Annotated in this window: 14 protein-coding genes; 8 read left to right on the top strand and 6 right to left on the bottom strand. The window is 72.7% G+C overall.

Annotated elements, in window-relative coordinates:
- Nucleotides 1-7: 7 nt before the first annotated feature.
- Nucleotides 8-259, top strand: coding sequence for a YiaA/YiaB family inner membrane protein (locus Q5694_RS20460; protein WP_333934619.1), 252 nt, complete (start codon nt 8-10; stop codon nt 257-259).
- 94 nt (nt 260-353) lie between these two features.
- Complete coding sequence (locus tag Q5694_RS20455) at nt 354-1,019, top strand: TetR/AcrR family transcriptional regulator (RefSeq protein ID WP_333934618.1); 666 nt, start codon at nt 354-356, stop codon at nt 1,017-1,019.
- On the opposite strand, the gene Q5694_RS20450 is transcribed toward Q5694_RS20455, so the two are convergent.
- Nucleotides 1,010-1,471, bottom strand: coding sequence for a MaoC family dehydratase (locus Q5694_RS20450; RefSeq protein WP_333934617.1), 462 nt, complete (start codon nt 1,469-1,471; stop codon nt 1,010-1,012). The two genes, Q5694_RS20455 and Q5694_RS20450, sit on opposite strands and share 10 nt — an antisense overlap.
- Nucleotides 1,472-1,589: 118 nt before the next feature.
- Here Q5694_RS20450 and soxR point away from each other — a divergent pair, with 118 nt between their 5' ends.
- Nucleotides 1,590-2,060, top strand: a complete 471-nt coding sequence (gene soxR, locus Q5694_RS20445) for a redox-sensitive transcriptional activator SoxR (protein WP_333934616.1) — start codon at nt 1,590-1,592, stop codon at nt 2,058-2,060.
- A gap of 35 nt (nt 2,061-2,095) precedes the next feature.
- Here soxR and Q5694_RS20440 read toward each other — a convergent pair whose 3' ends face one another.
- Together Q5694_RS20440 and Q5694_RS20435 are read right to left on the bottom strand one after the other, a co-directional pair.
- A complete protein-coding gene (locus tag Q5694_RS20440; RefSeq protein ID WP_333934615.1) occupies nt 2,096-2,818 on the bottom strand; it encodes a 3-keto-5-aminohexanoate cleavage protein in 723 nt (240 codons plus the stop codon).
- Between the two features lie 94 nt (nt 2,819-2,912).
- Nucleotides 2,913-3,515, bottom strand: coding sequence for a hypothetical protein (locus tag Q5694_RS20435; RefSeq protein WP_333934614.1), 603 nt, complete (start codon nt 3,513-3,515; stop codon nt 2,913-2,915).
- 260 nt (nt 3,516-3,775) lie between these two features.
- On the opposite strand from Q5694_RS20435, the gene Q5694_RS20430 reads away from it, so the two are divergent.
- Entirely contained in the window at nt 3,776-6,574 is a 2,799-nt protein-coding gene (locus tag Q5694_RS20430) for a penicillin acylase family protein (protein WP_333934613.1), read from the top strand.
- A gap of 45 nt (nt 6,575-6,619) precedes the next feature.
- On the opposite strand, the gene Q5694_RS20425 is transcribed toward Q5694_RS20430, so the two are convergent.
- Nucleotides 6,620-7,858 (bottom strand): exo-beta-N-acetylmuramidase NamZ family protein, encoded by a 1,239-nt coding sequence (locus tag Q5694_RS20425; protein WP_333934612.1) that lies wholly within the window; start codon nt 7,856-7,858, stop codon nt 6,620-6,622.
- A gap of 218 nt (nt 7,859-8,076) precedes the next feature.
- Between Q5694_RS20425 and Q5694_RS20420 the strand changes: the two genes are divergently transcribed.
- Genes Q5694_RS20420 through Q5694_RS20410 form a run of 3 tightly spaced genes read left to right on the top strand, consistent with a single transcriptional unit; the run spans nt 8,077 to nt 11,133 of the window.
- Complete coding sequence (locus Q5694_RS20420; RefSeq protein ID WP_333934611.1) at nt 8,077-8,850, top strand: SDR family oxidoreductase; 774 nt, start codon at nt 8,077-8,079, stop codon at nt 8,848-8,850.
- Nucleotides 8,847-10,511, top strand: a complete 1,665-nt coding sequence (locus Q5694_RS20415) for a class I adenylate-forming enzyme family protein (RefSeq protein WP_333934610.1) — start codon at nt 8,847-8,849, stop codon at nt 10,509-10,511. The genes Q5694_RS20420 and Q5694_RS20415 overlap by 4 nt, the downstream gene beginning before the upstream one ends.
- Before the next feature lie 28 nt (nt 10,512-10,539).
- Nucleotides 10,540-11,133 carry a TetR/AcrR family transcriptional regulator gene (locus Q5694_RS20410; protein WP_333934609.1) on the top strand — a complete coding sequence of 198 codons (594 nt, stop codon included), beginning with the start codon at nt 10,540-10,542 and terminating at the stop codon, nt 11,131-11,133.
- 100 nt (nt 11,134-11,233) lie between these two features.
- Here Q5694_RS20410 and Q5694_RS20405 read toward each other — a convergent pair whose 3' ends face one another.
- Entirely contained in the window at nt 11,234-12,448 is a 1,215-nt protein-coding gene (locus Q5694_RS20405) for an acyl-CoA dehydrogenase family protein (RefSeq protein ID WP_333934608.1), read from the bottom strand.
- A gap of 5 nt (nt 12,449-12,453) precedes the next feature.
- On the bottom strand, nt 12,454-13,488 hold the full coding sequence (locus Q5694_RS20400) for a phosphotransferase family protein (protein ID WP_333934607.1): 1,035 nt from the start codon (nt 13,486-13,488) through the stop codon (nt 12,454-12,456).
- A gap of 200 nt (nt 13,489-13,688) precedes the next feature.
- Here Q5694_RS20400 and Q5694_RS20395 point away from each other — a divergent pair, with 200 nt between their 5' ends.
- Nucleotides 13,689-14,633 carry an NADP-dependent oxidoreductase gene (locus tag Q5694_RS20395; protein WP_333934606.1) on the top strand — a complete coding sequence of 315 codons (945 nt, stop codon included), beginning with the start codon at nt 13,689-13,691 and terminating at the stop codon, nt 14,631-14,633.

Genomic DNA, 14,633 nt, shown 5'->3' with positions numbered 1-14,633 from the left:
TGGCCGCATGAGTGAGACACCGGGCAAGCAGCAGAACACGGCCGCGTTCTACGGCCAGGCCGTCGCCTCCTTCGCCGTCGCCATGGCGGCCACCGCCGTCGGCATCTACCAGCTGAGCGCCGACGCCTGGGTGCGCGGCTTCCTCGCCATCGCCGTCCTGTACCTCGTCACCTCCTCCTTCACCCTGGCCAAGGTCATCCGCGACCGGCAGGAGGGAGCGCCCCCGGCGCCCGCCTACGCGCCCTTCGAGAAGCGCTGAGCGGCCGTACCGAGCACCCGCCGAGCGGCCGCACTAAGCGCCCGCTCACCTTCGGCGGTATGGTGGTGCCCCTGTCAGTGGAGAGGGGCGAGTGATGAGTACGGCGGAGGACACGGCCGGCGGCGAGACGCAGGCGTGGGGCGAGGTCACGCCCGACGCGGCGCGGCGGCTGCTGATCGCCGCGGTGGAGGCCTTCGCCGAGCGGGGCTACCACGCGACGACCACCCGTGACATCGCGGGCCGGGCCGGGATGAGCCCCGCGGCGCTCTACATCCACTACAAGACCAAGGAAGAACTGCTGCACCGCATCAGCAGGATCGGCCACGAGAAGGCCCTGGAGATCCTGCGCACCGCCTCCCGGCGCGAGGGCAGCCCGACCGAACGGCTCGCCGACGCGGTCAGCTCCTTCGTGCGCTGGCACGCGGGCGGCCGGACCACCGCGCGGGTCGTGCAGTACGAACTGGACTCGCTCGGCCCCGACGCCCGCGCCGAGATCCTCGCCCTGCGGCGGCTGGTCGACGCGGAGATCCGCGGCATCGTCGAAGAGGGCGTGCGCTCCGGTGAGTTCGACGTCATCGACGTGCACGGGACGACGCTGGCCGTGCTGTCGCTGTGCATCGACGTGGCCCGCTGGTTCAAGGTCGGCGGACCGCGGACGCCGGAGGAGGTCGGCGAGCTGTACGCCGACCTCGTGCTGCGGATGGTGGGTGCGGCCGGCTCCGGCGGGGCCGCCGACGCCCGGGCGGACTCTCAGACGTAGTAGCGCGAGACCGACTCGGCGACGCAGACGGGCTTGTCGCCGCCCTCGCGTTCCACGGTGAACGCCACGGACACCTGGACGCCGCCCGGCACGTCCTCCACGCCGGTGATCTGCGCGGTGGCGCGCAGCCGGGAGCCGACGGGCACGGGGGCGGGGAAACGGACCTTGTTCGTCCCGTAGTTGACGCCCATCTTCACGCCCTCGACGGCGATCAGCTGCGGACCGAAGAGGGGCAGCAGCGACAGGGTCAGGTAGCCGTGCGCGATGGTGGTGCCGAAGGGGCCCGCGGCGGCCTTCCCGGGGTCGACGTGGATCCACTGGTGGTCGCCGGTCGCCTCGGCGAACAGGTCGATCCGCTTCTGGTCGATGTCGAGCCAGTCGGTGTGACCCAGTTGTTCACCCACCGCCGACTTCAGCTCGTCGACGGACGTGAAGATCCTCGGCTCTGCCATGTCGTCCAGGCCTCTCGTGTACGGGGTCCGCGCGGTCGCTCAGTACCGTATGTCTAAGCGACTGCTTAGCATGGTCGGCCGGAAAGGCTGTGTCAACGGACTCGGTAGGGTTCGAGGGGTGCCTCAGATTTCAGAGAAGATCCACGAGCTCACCGTCGGCCAGCTCTCGGCGCGCAGCGGGGCCGCGGTGTCCGCACTGCACTTCTACGAGTCCAAGGGCCTGATCAGCAGTCGCCGGACCGCGGGCAATCAGCGCCGGTACACGCGGGACACGCTGCGCCGGGTCGCGTTCATCCGCGCCGCCCAGCGGGTCGGCATCCCGCTGGCCACGATCCGCGAGGCGCTGGCCCAACTCCCCGAGGAACGCACGCCGACGCGCGAGGACTGGGCGCACCTGTCCGAGGCGTGGCGCACGGAGCTGGACGAGCGCATCCAGCAGCTGAACCGCCTGCGGGACCACCTGACGGACTGCATCGGCTGCGGCTGCCTCTCCCTGGACACCTGCGTCCTGTCCAACCCGGGCGACGTGTTCGGCGAACGCCGGGCGGGATCCCGGCTGATGGTCGAACGAAAGCCGGGCGAGGCATAGGCGCGCGCCCGGGGAGGCATCCGGATGCGCCCGGCTCAGGGCGTGCACGGCGCGTACTGCGCGAGCCCCGCCGTCACCAACTCCGCGTTGGATCCGGCCGGCCGGCCGTCCGGCAGGCGCAGGGTGTCCTCCAGGCCGATCCGTGTCGCCAGGCCCAGCCGGCCCGCGAGCCGCAGCACCGGCCACGCGCCCCCGTCCTCCCCGTGCAGCAGGACGGGGCGGCCGTACGTGCTGCCGAGGCCGGACAGCAGGGCCCGGGCCGAGGCCTCGGCGGTCGACGGGTCCGGGTCGGTCACCTCGGCCAGCACGCGCAGCACCTTCGGGCCGAGCGGCGAGGTGGCGAGACGCCGGGCCGCGTCCGTGCCCGACCAGATGCCGGCCTCCACGCCGACCCCGCGCTCGATCAGCAGCGCGGCGATCTCCTCGGCCCCCGGCTCGTGCCAGTTCACCGAGGCGTGGTCGGGCAGCACGGTCCAGCCGCGGATCCGCTCGAGCCTCACCCCCGGGTCCGGCTCCGCCCACGCGCCCGTGGTCACCCCGACCGGCACCGCCACCCGCGCCCGGATCGCCGGCAGTGTCCGCGCCAGCACCCCGGGGGACAGCGAGTCGCGCCCGCAGGGCGTCTTGGGGTGGACGTGGACGTCGGTGGCCCCGGCCGCCACGGCGTCGGCGGCCGACGCGGCCATCGCCTCGGGCGTCAGCGGCACCGCCGCACCGTCGGCCGCGGTCCGCGCCCCGTTCAGACACACCTGCACCATGCACCCGATGGTGCCAGTCGCCACTGACAGGCGGTCCCGCCGGCGACAGTGGGGGTGCGGCATCCCCGGCGCACCCCCCGCGCACCCGCATCCGTCAGGCCGACACCAGCAGCCTCGCCCGCTCGGCGTCCGCCAGGGCCTCGGGCGTGAGCACGGGACGCGGCACCAGGATCCCGCAGTCCGCGCACACCGGGCCCGAGGAGGGCTCGTGGTCCAGGCCGTACCTCCACGAGAGGTGCCGCCCGCCGCAGACCGGGCACTCCGCGCCCGGCTCGCGCTCCAGCGCGGCGATCAGCCGGCGCAGCACCTCGGCCAGCGGTTCACGGGGATGGACCGCCGGATCGTCGCACCACGCCACACCGAAACCGCCCCAGGTCATGCGGTGCCAGTCGTCCACACTGCCGGGCCTGCGCAGCCCGTCGTGCTTCTCCTTCCTGCGGCGTTCGGCGAACTCGACCTCGTAGGCCAGCCAGACCGCCCGCGCCTCCTCCAGCTCCTCCAGCGCGGCCACGAGCCGCACCGGGTCGGGGGAGCGGTCCTCGGGCCCGAAACCCGCCCGGGAGCACAGATGGTCCCAGGTGGCCCTGTGCCCGTAGGGGGCGAACCTCTCAAGGCACTTGCGCAGCGAGTAGCGCCGCAAGGCCAGATCGCACCGCGGATCGCGGACCTGTCTCGCCAGACTTCGGAAACCGGCCATCGTCCTGCACCTCCGTCACACCTGCACCTGTAGTCGGTCACTTCGGCGTCGTCGTACGGACGTCGCCGAATAGACGTATCGACAAGCGAATCGGCTCCATCCGATGTCGAATGCCCTCCATCAGCGGTCCGAAGGGGTTCGCCGGTCGCCCGCCGTGGTCCGTGCGTCTGCTGTGCCGTCACCGGGAAGTGACGCTTGTTCATCTTCTGCTGGGGGGATACCGGCGGTAACATCCGGCCCACCCCACGGGAGGAGCCCCCATGCCACGGCGTGTCCCACGCACCGCTCCCGACAGACTGAGAACTCCCGGCGGAATCCCCGGGTTCCTGAAGACGGCATCCGTATGCGCCCTGATCGCAGGTCTTTTGTCGCCGTTTGCCCCGGCGGCGGCATCGGAAACGGAAACCCCCCGGACCACGGCCGCGGTGAACGACCACTGCGGCGCGCGGTGTTCGGACATCCTTCCGCCCGGTCAGAACGGCAACGCCACCCTCGCCCAGATCCTCCTGAACCAGGCCTTCGGCACCCAGCCCGAGCACGCCGAGGACCAGCTCGCGCCGTACGCCGCACTCGCCAAGGGGTACGGCGGGCTCACCGACGACAAGATCAGCGCCTTCTTCAACGACGCGTCCTTCGGGGTGCCCGCCGACCAGGTCGCCTCCACCGTCCGGCCCGCCGGGCGCGGTGACGTGACGATCGTCCGGGACAAGAAGACCGGTGTGCCGCACATCACCGGCACCACGCGCTACGGCACCGAGTTCGGAGCCGGATACGCGGCCGCCCAGGACCGGCTGTGGCTCATGGACGTCTTCCGGCACGTCGGACGCGGACAACTGACCTCCTTCGCGGGCGGTGCCCCCTCCAACCAGGGCCTGGAACAACAGTTCTGGCGGCACGCCCCGTACACCGAGGCCGACCTGCAGGCGCAGATCGACGACGTCGTCGCCCGCCACGGCGAGCGGGGCGAACTGGCCCGCGCCGACGCCGACGCCTACCTCGACGGCATCAACGCCTACATCGACGCCTCGGACGGCGGGCGCTTCTTCCCCGGTGAGTACGTACTGACCGGCCACAAGGACTCGATCACCAACGCGGGGAAGATCGAGCACTTCACGATCACCGACCTGGTCGCGCTCGGCTCCGTGGTCGGCGCCCTGTTCGGGTCCGGCGGGGGCGGCGAGGTGAACAACGCCCTGTCGCTGCTCGCCGCGCAGGAGAAGTACGGCGTGGTGGAGGGAACCGAGGTCTGGGAGTCCTTCCGGCAGCGCAACGACCCCGAGGCCGTGCTCACCGTCCACGACGGCAGCTTCCCCTACGCGACCCGGCCGGAGGACCCGCAGGGCATGGCCCTGCCGGACCCCGGCTCGGTGCGGCCCGAGCCGCTCGTGTACGACCGCACCGGCAGCGCCGCCGGCGCCGGTGCCACCGGCGCCTCGAAGGAGGCGGCCGCCACCGCCCTGTCGTCCGCCCGGCGCGGGATGTCCAACGCCCTCGTGGTCAGCGGCAAGCACACCGCGAGCGGGCACCCCGTGGCCGTCTTCGGACCGCAGACCGGCTACTTCGCCCCGCAGTTGCTGCTGCTCCAGGAGATCCAGGGCCCCGGCATCAGCGCCCGCGGCGCCTCCTTCGCGGGCCTGAGCATGTACGTCGAACTCGGCCGCGGCCAGGACTACGCCTGGAGCGCCACCACCTCCGGCCAGGACATCATCGACACCTACGCCGTCGAGCTCTGCCAGGACGACCACCACTACCTCCACCGCGGCACCTGCACGCCGATGGAGAAGGTCGAGCAGAGGAACGCCTGGAAGCCCACCGTCGCCGACGGCACCGCCGCCGGCTCGTACACGATGCGGGTGTGGCGCACGAAGTACGGGCCCGTCCAGTACCGCGCCACGGTCGGCGGCAAGAAGGTCGCCTACACCACCCTGCGCTCCTCCTACCTGCACGAGGCCGACTCCATCATCGGCTTCCAGATGCTCAACGACCCCGGCCACGTCCGCGGCCCCGAGTCCTTCCAGCGGGCGGTGCAGCACATCAACTACACCTTCAACTGGTTCTACGCCGACTCCGAGCACACCGCGTACTACAACAGCGGCGACAACCCGGTGCGCGCGAACGGCGTCGACCCCGAGTTCCCCGCGTGGGCGCGGCCGGCGTACGAGTGGCGCGGCTGGGACCCGGCCGCCAACACCGCCGACTACACCCCGCCCTCCGCGCACCCCCGCTCCGTCGACCAGGACTACTACGTGTCCTGGAACAACAAGCAGGCCAGGGACTACACCACGGCGCCCTGGGGCAACGGCTCCGTGCACCGCGGCAACCTCCTCGACGACCGGGTCGAGAAGCTGGTCCGGCAGGGCGGGGTGACCCGGGCGTCGCTCGTGCGGGCCATGGCCGACGCGGGCCTGGCCGACCTGCGGGCCGAGGACGTGCTGCCCCGGCTGCTGCAGGTCGTCACCAGCTCGCCGGTCACCGACCCGGCCGCCGCGGCCGCCGTCAGCAGGCTCCAGGCCTGGGCAGCAGCCGGCGGCAAGCGCACGGAGACGGCGGCCGGTTCCGGGAAGTACGCCGACGCCGACGCGATCCGCATCCTGGACGCCTGGTGGCCGCTGCTGGTCAGGGCGGAGTTCGAACCGGGCCTCGGCGCAGAGCTGTACGAGGCGATGACGGCGAACCTGCCGGTCGACGAGTCCCCGTCGGCCGCGCACGGCCCCACCGGCTCGCACGCCGGAAGCGCCTTCCAGTACGGCTGGTGGAGCTATGTCGACAAGGACCTGCGGGCGGTGCTCGGCGAGGAGGTGAAGGGTCCCCTGGCCCGCTCCTACTGCGGTGGGGGCGGTCTCGGCGCCTGCCGGGACGTCCTCCTCGCCACCCTGAAGCAGGCGGCCGCCAGGACCCCGGCCCAGGTCTACCCCGGCGACGACGTGTGCGCGGCGGGCGACCAGTGGTGCGCCGACTCGATCGACCACCGGACCCTGGGCGGCATCAGGCACCCCGCGATCGGCTGGCAGAACCGGCCGACCTACCAGCAGGTCGTGGAGTTCACCTCGCACCGGTGAGGCACGGCGGGCGGCGGGACCCGGCCCGGGCCCGCCGCCCGTGGCTCAGCGGTACAGCAGGTAGGCGCGCCGCACCCTGCGGAAGGCGGCCAGGTCAGCCTGCCAGCCTGCCACGACCTCGTCGGTGCCGGCGCCCGCGTCGATCATCGTGCGCACGCGCGTGGATCCGGTCAGCTTGTCGATCCAGTTGTCGGGACGCCAGGCGAAGCCGCTCCAGGACCGCTTGGCGGTCACCAGCAGGCCGACGCCCGTGCGCACGGGGTCGAAGGCGGCCCGGTCGTGCACGTGGACCTGCACCCCGCCGACCGTCCTGCCCTGGAACTTGGAGAAGGCGGGCGCGAAGTAGGCCTCCCTGAACCGCACTCCGGGCAGGGCCAGTTCGTTGGCGGCCTCGGCCCAGTGCCGGTCGACGCCCTCCGCGCCCAGCAGTTCGAACGGCCGGGTCGTGCCGCGCCCCTCCGACAGGTTGGTGCCCTCGAACAGGCAGGTGCCCGAGTACACCAGGGCCGTCTCCGGCGTCGGCATGTTCGGGCTCGGCGGCACCCAGGGCAGCCCCGAGGCGTCGTGGAAGTCGGAGCGGTCCCAGCCCGACATGGCGACCGTCTCCAGCGGCACCGGCTCGGTGAGGAACTCGCCGTTGAACAGCCGGGCCAGCTCGGCGACGGTCATGCCGTGCGCCTGGGCGATGGGCTGCCGCCCGATGAAGGTCGCGAACTCCTTGTGCAGCACGGGTCCCAGAGCCGCCCGGCCGGTGACCGGGTTGGGCCGGTCCAGGACGACGAACCGCTTGCCGGCGAGCTGCGCGGCCTCCATGCAGTCGTACAGCGTCCAGATGTACGTGTAGAAGCGGGCGCCGACGTCCTGGATGTCGAAGACGACCGTGTCGACGCCGGAGGCGGTGAACACGTCCGCGAGCGGGCGCCCGCTCTTGAGGTACGTGTCGTAGACGGGCAGCCCGGTGGCCGGGTCGTCGTGGCGGCCCTCGGAGCCGCCCGCCTGCGCGGTGCCGCGGAAGCCGTGCTCGGGGCCGAAGACGGCGGTGAGCCGCACGCGGTCGTCCGCGTACATGACGTCGACGATGTGGCGGGCGTCGCGGGTGATGCCGGTCGGGTTGGTGACGACGCCGACCTTCTGGCCGTCGAGCAGGGCGTAACCGTCCCGCGCCAGGCGCTCGAAGCCGGTGCGCAGGGGGCGGTGCGGCCGGGCCGCGGCCGTGGGGGGTGCGGCGGCGACGGCCGCTGCCGCCGTGGCCGCGGTGATGACGGCTCGTCTGGAAGGGCGCATGCGGGACCTCCTGGGGTGGGGACGGTCGGCATGGGCACGGTATGTGCTCCGGCGGGCCGTGGGGAGGCCACGGACCGCCGACGGCTTGTCGTGGCCCCGGGCGCAGCCGTGTCTCGGCACCGTCCCGCGCGCTCTCCGGGTGGCGCCGGCGACCTCTTCCCAGGTACATACCGACCGGTTAGTCTGACGCCATTGCCGATCCGCGACTGAGGAGACCGATGGTGGGAGCCTTTCAAGGGGCCGGGGTTGTCGTCACGGGAGCGGGCGGCGGCATCGGAGCCGCGCTCGCCCGGCGCTTCGCCACCGAGGGGGCCCGGGTCGTCGTCAACGACCTGGACGCCGAGCGGGCCAAGGGCGTCGCGGAGGAGATCGGCGGGACCGCCGTGCCCGGCGACGCCTCGGCGATCGTCGCCGATGCCCGGGACGCCCTCGACGGGACCGTGGACGTCTACTGCGCCAACGCCGGTGTCGCCTTCGGGGGCGGCAGCGCGGACGGGCCGCTGGACGAGACCGCCTGGGCCGCCTCCTGGGACGTCAACGTCATGGCCCACGTCCGCGCCGCCCACGCCCTGCTGCCGGACTGGCTGGAGCGCGGGAGCGGGCGGTTCGTCTCCACCGTGTCCGCCGCCGGACTGCTCACCATGATCGGAGCCGCGCCCTACGCCGTCACCAAGCACGGGGCGCTCGCCTTCGCCGAGTGGCTGTCGCTGACCTACCGGCACCGGGGCGTGAAGGTCCACGCCATCTGCCCGCAGGGCGTGCGCACCGACATGCTGGCCGCCACCGGCAGCGCCGGCGACCTGGTGCTCCAGCCGACGGCCATCGAACCGGAGGCGGTGGCGGACGCCCTGATGCGGGGCGTCGAGGAGGACCGCTTCCTGATCCTGCCGCACCCGGAGGTCGCCGGGTACTACCAGGCCCGGGCCGGTGAGCCCGACCGGTGGCTGTCCGGCATGAACCGCATCCAGCAGCAGTGGGAGGCGACCCGTTGACCGAGTCCCGTTACGCCGCCAGGCCCTGGCTCGCCCTGCTCAGCGAGGCCCAGAAGGCAGCGATCGACCCCGTCGGCTCCCTGGTGCACGCCCTGCGCCGGGCCGCCGCACAGACGCCGGAGCGCGACTTCCTGGCCTACTTCGACGGCCGCCTGACCTACCGGGACGCCGACGAGCTGACCGACTCGGTCGCCGGGCACCTCGCGGCGCGCGGGCTGGAACGCGGCGACCGGGTCGCGGTGCTGCTGCAGAACTCCCCCCTGTTCGTCCTCGCCGTGCTCGGCGCCTGGAAGGCGGGCGCGGTCGTCGTGCCCGTCAACCCCATGTACAAGTCGGGCGAGGTCGCGCACGTCCTGAGGGACGGCGAGGTGGCCGCGCTGATCTGCTCCGACCGCGCCTGGGAGGCGTACCTGCGCGAAACGGCGGCGGACTCGTCCGTGCGGATCGTGCTCACCGGGTGCGAGCTGGACTTCCAGACCCGCGGCGACGCGCGCGTGCTCACCTTCGACCGCCTGCCGCAGGCCCCCGACGCCGACGACCTGGCGACCGCGGCCCGGACCGGCCACAAGGCGCCCGGCGACCGCGACCCCGGCCCGCCGGACATCGCGCTGATCAGCTACACCTCGGGCACCAGCGGCACCCCCAAGGGCGCCACCAACACCCACGGCAACATCATGTACAACGCCGAGCGGCAGCGCACCGGTCTCGGGCTTCCGCAGCGGCCGGTCTACTTCGCGCTGGCGCCGCTGTTCCACATCACCGGCATGGTCTGCCAGCTGGGCGCCTGCCTGAACAGCGGCGGCACGCTGGTGCTGGCCTACCGCTTCGAGGCGGGCGTCGTGCTCGACGCGTTCGCCGAGCACCGGCCGCACTACACCGTCGGCCCGTCCACGGCCTTCATGGCCCTGGCTGCCCACCCCGGCGTCACCCGCGACCACTTCTCCTCCTTCCGGGTGATCTCCTCCGGCGGGGCCCCGCTGCCGCCCGCCCTGGTGGAGAGGTTCCGGGCCGGCTTCGGCCCGTACATCCGCAACGGCTACGGGCTGACCGAGTGCACCGCGCCCTGCGCCTCCGTGCCGCCCGGCCTCGAGGCGCCCGTCGACCCCGTCTCCGGGACCCTCGCCGTGGGCCTGCCCGGGCCGGACACGGTCGTCCGGATCGTCGACGACCACGGCCACGAGGTGCCCTTCGGCGAGCACGGCGAGATCGTCGTCGGCGGCCCCCAGGTCGTGCCCGGCTACTGGCGCCGCCCCGACGCGACCGCCGACACCTTCCCCGGCGGCGAACTGCGCACCGGCGACATCGGTTTCATGGACGAGCAGGGCTGGCTGTACGTCGTCGACCGCAAGAAGGACATGATCAACGCGTCCGGGTTCAAGGTGTGGCCGCGCGAGGTCGAGGACGTGCTCTACACCCATCCCGCCGTGCGCGAGGCCGCGGTCGTCGGCGTGCCCGACGGATACCGCGGGGAGACCGTCAAGGCCTACATCAGCCTCCGCCCGGACGCCGCGGCGGACCCGGACGCGCTCGCCGCCTACTGCAAGGAGAGACTGGCCGCCTACAAGTACCCGCGTCAGGTGGAGATCCTGCCGGACTTGCCGAAGACGGCCAGTGGGAAGATCCTCCGTCGGGAACTGCGTTCCCGCACGCAAGGCAACTGACAGCAGAACGGAAAGGCAGGTGGCGGCAGTGCCCAGGACCACGGACTCGGACGGCACTCCCGTCCCTCAGCGGCTCCTGGCCGCCGCCACCCGGCTCTTCGCGGAGCAGGGCTACGACCGCACCTCGGTGCAGGAGATCGTCGAGGCGGCCGGTGTCACCAAGGGCGCGCTCTACCACTACTTCGGCTCCAAGGACGACCTGCTGCACGAGGTGTACGCGCGCGTGCTGCGCATCCAGCAGGAACGGCTGGACGCCGTCGCGGGCGCCGACGAGCCGGTCGAGAAGCGGCTGCGGGCCGCGGCGGCGGACGTCGTCGTGACCACCATCGACAACCTCGACGACGCGATGATCTTCTGGCGGTCGATGCACCACCTGAGCCCCGAGAAGAACAAGCAGGTGCGCGCGGAGCGCCGCCGCTACCACGAGCGCTTCCGCGCGCTCGTCGAGGAGGGCCAGGAGGCGGGCGTCTTCTCGAAGGCGACCCCGGCGGACCTGGTCGTGGACTACCACTTCGGCTCGGTCCACCACCTGTCGACCTGGTACCGCCCGGACGGCCCGCTCAGCCCCCAGGAGGTGGCCGACCACCTCGCCGACCTCCTCGTCCGCGCCCTGCGCCCGTAGGCCCCCCGGGGCCGCAGGGGCCGCAGGGGCGAAGCTCCCGGAGGACGGGACGGGACGGGCGGGGGCGGCGGGGCCGGGGAGCCCCCACCGCCCCCTGCGTTCACAGGTACTGCTTCAGTTCCCGGCGCGCCAGCGACCGCTGGTGCACCTCGTCCGGCCCGTCCGCGATCATCAGCGTCCGCGCCCCCGCGTACAGCTCCGCGAGCGGGAAGTCCTGACTCACGCCACCCGCCCCGTGCAACTGGATCGCCCTGTCGAGGATCCCCACCACCGCGCGCGGCGTGGCGATCTTGATGGCCTGGATCTCGGTGTGCGCCCCGCGGTTGCCCACCGTGTCCATCAGCCACGCCGTCTTCAGCACCAGCAGCCGCAGCTGCTCCACGGTCACCCGCGCGTCGGCGATCCAGTTGTGCACGACGCCCTGCTGCGCCAGTGCCTTGCCGAAGGCGTTGCGGGAGACGGCCCGCCGGCACATCAGCTCGATCGCCCGCTCGGCCATGCCGATCAGCCGCATGCAGTGGTGGATGCGGCCGGGCCCGAGCCGGGCCTGCGCGATGGCGAAGCCGCCGCCCTCCTCGCCGACCAGGTTCGACACCGGCACGCGCGCCTCGTCGAAGATCACCTCGGCGTGGCCGCCGTGGTAGTGGTCCTCGTACCCGAAGACCTGCATCGCGCGCTCGATCCGCACGCCCGGGGTGTCGCGCGGCACCAGCACCATGGACTGCTGGCGGCGGATGTCCGCCCCGTCCGGGTCCGTCTTGCCCATGACGATGAAGATCTTGCAGTCGGGGTGCATCGCCCCGGAGATGTACCACTTGCGGCCGGTGACGACGTACTCGTCGCCGTCCCGCCGGATGTGCGTGGTGATGTTCGTGGCGTCCGAGGAGGCCACGTCCGGCTCGGTCATCGCGAACGCCGAGCGGATCTCACCGGCGAGCAGCGGCTCCAGCCACTGCTTGCGCTGCTGCTCGTCGCCGAACTGGGTGAGCACCTCCATGTTCCCGGTGTCGGGGGCGGCGCAGTTCGTCACGGTCGGCGCCAGCTGCGGCGAGCGGCCCGTGATCTCGGCGAGCGGCGCGTACTGCAGGTTGGTGAGCCCGGCGCCGTACTCGGAGTCCGGCAGGAACAGGTTCCACAGGCCCTGCCTGCGCGCCTCGGCCTTCAGCTCCTCCACCACCGGAACCGTCTCCCACGGCGAGGCGAGTCGCGCGCGCTGCTCGTGCGCGACGGCTTCCGCCGGGTAGACGTACTCGTCCATGAAGGCGAGGAGCCTGCCGCGCAGTTCCTCGGTGCGCGCGTCGAAAGCGAAGTCCATGCGGATCAGCCCTCCTGTAGGCCTTCGTGAAGCGTCGTCAGTCCGTGGCGGACGAAGACGGGGACGAGGTCGCCGATGCGGTCGAAGCCGCGGCCGACCGTCCGGCCCAGCGTGTAGCGGTAGTGGATGCCCTCGAGGATCACGGCGAGCTTGAACCAGGCGAAGGCCGTGTACCAGGAGACGGCGCGGACGTCGCGCCCCGAGCGCGCGGCGTACCGCTCGATGAGTTCGGACGGCGCCGGGTGCCCGGGGGCCTCGGCGGTCGTGGAGACGGGGGAGCCGGGCATGCCGAGCGGCATGCTGTACATGACCAGCAGGCCCAGGTCGGTGAGCGGGTCGCCCAGGGTCGACATCTCCCAGTCGAGGACGGCCCGGATCGAGTCGTCCTCGCCGATCAGCACGTTGTCGAGGCGGTAGTCGCCGTGCACGACGGCCGGTGCGGGGGAGTCGGGCAGCTCGCGGCCGAGCGCGGCGTGCAGTTCGTCGATGCCGTCCAGGTCGCGGTTGCGGGAGGCGTCCAGCTGCTTGCCCCAGCGCCGCAGCTGCCGGTCGAGGAAGCCCTCGGGCCGGCCGAAGTCGCCGAGTCCCACCGCCTGCGGATCGACCGCGTGCAGCTCGACCAGCGTGTCGACCAGGTTCAGCACCGCTCCCCGGGTCCGCTCCGCGCCGAGCGGAGCGAGCTGGTCGGCGGTGCGGTAGGGCGTGCCCTCGACGAACTCCATGACGTAGAAGGGCGCCCCGAGCACCTCCTCGTCCTCGCACAGCAGCACCGGCCGGGGCACCGGGACGGCGGTGGGGTGCAGCGCGCTGATCACCCGGTGCTCGCGCCTCATGTCGTGAGCGGTGGCCAGGACGTGGCCGAGCGGGGGCCGCCGGACGACCCAGCGGGAGGTGTCGTCGGACACGGCGTAGGTGAGGTTCGACCGCCCGCCCTCGATGAGCCGTCCCGACAGCGGTCCGTCCACCAGGCCGGGCCGCTCGCGGTCGAGCAGGGCGCGCAACCGGTCGAGGTCGAGACCGGGCGGGTGATCGGGGCTCATACGTGGCTCCTACGGGCAGGCGGAGTGTTCCCGACCCATGATGCCGACCGGTCGGTATGTCGTCCAGAGGGGGGCCGAAACGTGATCGGAGCCACGATAGGCCGACGGCGGGCGGGCGGGTGCCGGCCGGGCAGGTCCGGGCCGGTTCGTTCGCGCCATCCGGCTTGCGGGCCGCCCGGCGAGCCCGGAAGGTCGGAGCCATGAAGGCGATCAGCTACTCACGGTACGGCGGACCCGACGCGCTCGCGTTCGGGGAGGTCCGGGACCCGAAGGTCGGCCCCGACTCGGTGCTGGTGAAGGTGCGGGCGGCGGCCGTGAACCCCGTCGACTGGAAGGCCCGCGAGGGCCACCTCGACGGCATCCTCGCCCCCGTCTTCCCGGTGGTGCCCGGCTGGGACGTCTCGGGCGTCGTGGTGCGTCCCGGTGTGGCGGTGTCGGAGTTCGACGTCGGTGACGAGGTCATCGGGTACGTGCGCGAGGACTTCCTCTCCCGGGGCACCTTCGCCGAGTACGTGGCCGCGCCCCTGCGCACCCTGGCGCGCAAGCCGCGCAACCTGACCTGGGAGGAGGCGGCCGGACTGCCCCTGGCCGGGCTCACCGCCCTCCAGGTGCTGCACAAGGTGCTGGAGGTCAGGCGGGGCGAGACCGTCCTGGTGCACGCCGCGGCCGGCGGCGTCGGCTCCCTCGCGGTGCAGCTCGGCACCCACCTCGGCGCCCGGGTGATCGGGACGGCGAGTGAGCGCAACCACGACTTCGTCCGCGGCCTCGGCGGCGAGCCGGTGACGTACGGCGAGGGCCTGGGGGAGCGGGTGCGCGGGCTGGCGCCGGAAGGGGTGGACGCGGTGTTCGACACCGTCGGCGGGGACGCGATGAAGGTCTCGGCGAACCTGCTGGCCCCCGAGGGCCGCCTGGTGTCGATCGCCGACAACGACGTCGTCACCTACGGCGGCCGCTACTACTTCGTCCGTCCCGACGCCGCCGACCTGCTGCACCTGTCCGAACTGGCGGAGCAGGGCGTGGTGAGCGTGCACGTGGACGAGACGTTCCCGCTGGAGCGGGCGGCGGACGCGCACCGGCGGAGCCAGGAGGGGCGTACGCGGGGCAAGATCGTGGTCACCGTGGAGTGGGAGGGCGACGGCGGGTGA

The organism is Streptomyces sp. AHA2, assembly GCF_036857595.1.
Lineage (GTDB): Bacteria > Actinomycetota > Actinomycetes > Streptomycetales > Streptomycetaceae > Streptomyces.
The sequence above is the reverse complement of the archived record's forward strand: the minus strand, read 5'-3'. Positions and strand labels throughout refer to the sequence as shown.

Bases quoted from the DNA above. Each gene is read 5' to 3' on its own strand.
- Q5694_RS20435 (WP_333934614.1), bottom strand. From the start codon at position 3,515: ATGGCCGGTTTCCGAAGTCTGGCGAGACAGGTCCGCGATCCGCGGTGC.
- Q5694_RS20455 (WP_333934618.1), top strand. From the start codon at position 354: ATGAGTACGGCGGAGGACACGGCCGGCGGCGAGACGCAGGCGTGGGGC.
- Q5694_RS20430 (WP_333934613.1), top strand. From the start codon at position 3,776: ATGCCACGGCGTGTCCCACGCACCGCTCCCGACAGACTGAGAACTCCC.
- Q5694_RS20460 (WP_333934619.1), top strand. From the start codon at position 8: ATGAGTGAGACACCGGGCAAGCAGCAGAACACGGCCGCGTTCTACGGC.
- Q5694_RS20400 (WP_333934607.1), bottom strand. From the start codon at position 13,488: ATGAGCCCCGATCACCCGCCCGGTCTCGACCTCGACCGGTTGCGCGCC.
- Q5694_RS20450 (WP_333934617.1), bottom strand. From the start codon at position 1,471: ATGGCAGAGCCGAGGATCTTCACGTCCGTCGACGAGCTGAAGTCGGCG.
- Q5694_RS20405 (WP_333934608.1), bottom strand. From the start codon at position 12,448: ATGGACTTCGCTTTCGACGCGCGCACCGAGGAACTGCGCGGCAGGCTC.
- Q5694_RS20425 (WP_333934612.1), bottom strand. From the start codon at position 7,858: ATGCGCCCTTCCAGACGAGCCGTCATCACCGCGGCCACGGCGGCAGCG.
- Q5694_RS20440 (WP_333934615.1), bottom strand. From the start codon at position 2,818: ATGGTGCAGGTGTGTCTGAACGGGGCGCGGACCGCGGCCGACGGTGCG.
- Q5694_RS20395 (WP_333934606.1), top strand. From the start codon at position 13,689: ATGAAGGCGATCAGCTACTCACGGTACGGCGGACCCGACGCGCTCGCG.
- Q5694_RS20420 (WP_333934611.1), top strand. From the start codon at position 8,077: ATGGTGGGAGCCTTTCAAGGGGCCGGGGTTGTCGTCACGGGAGCGGGC.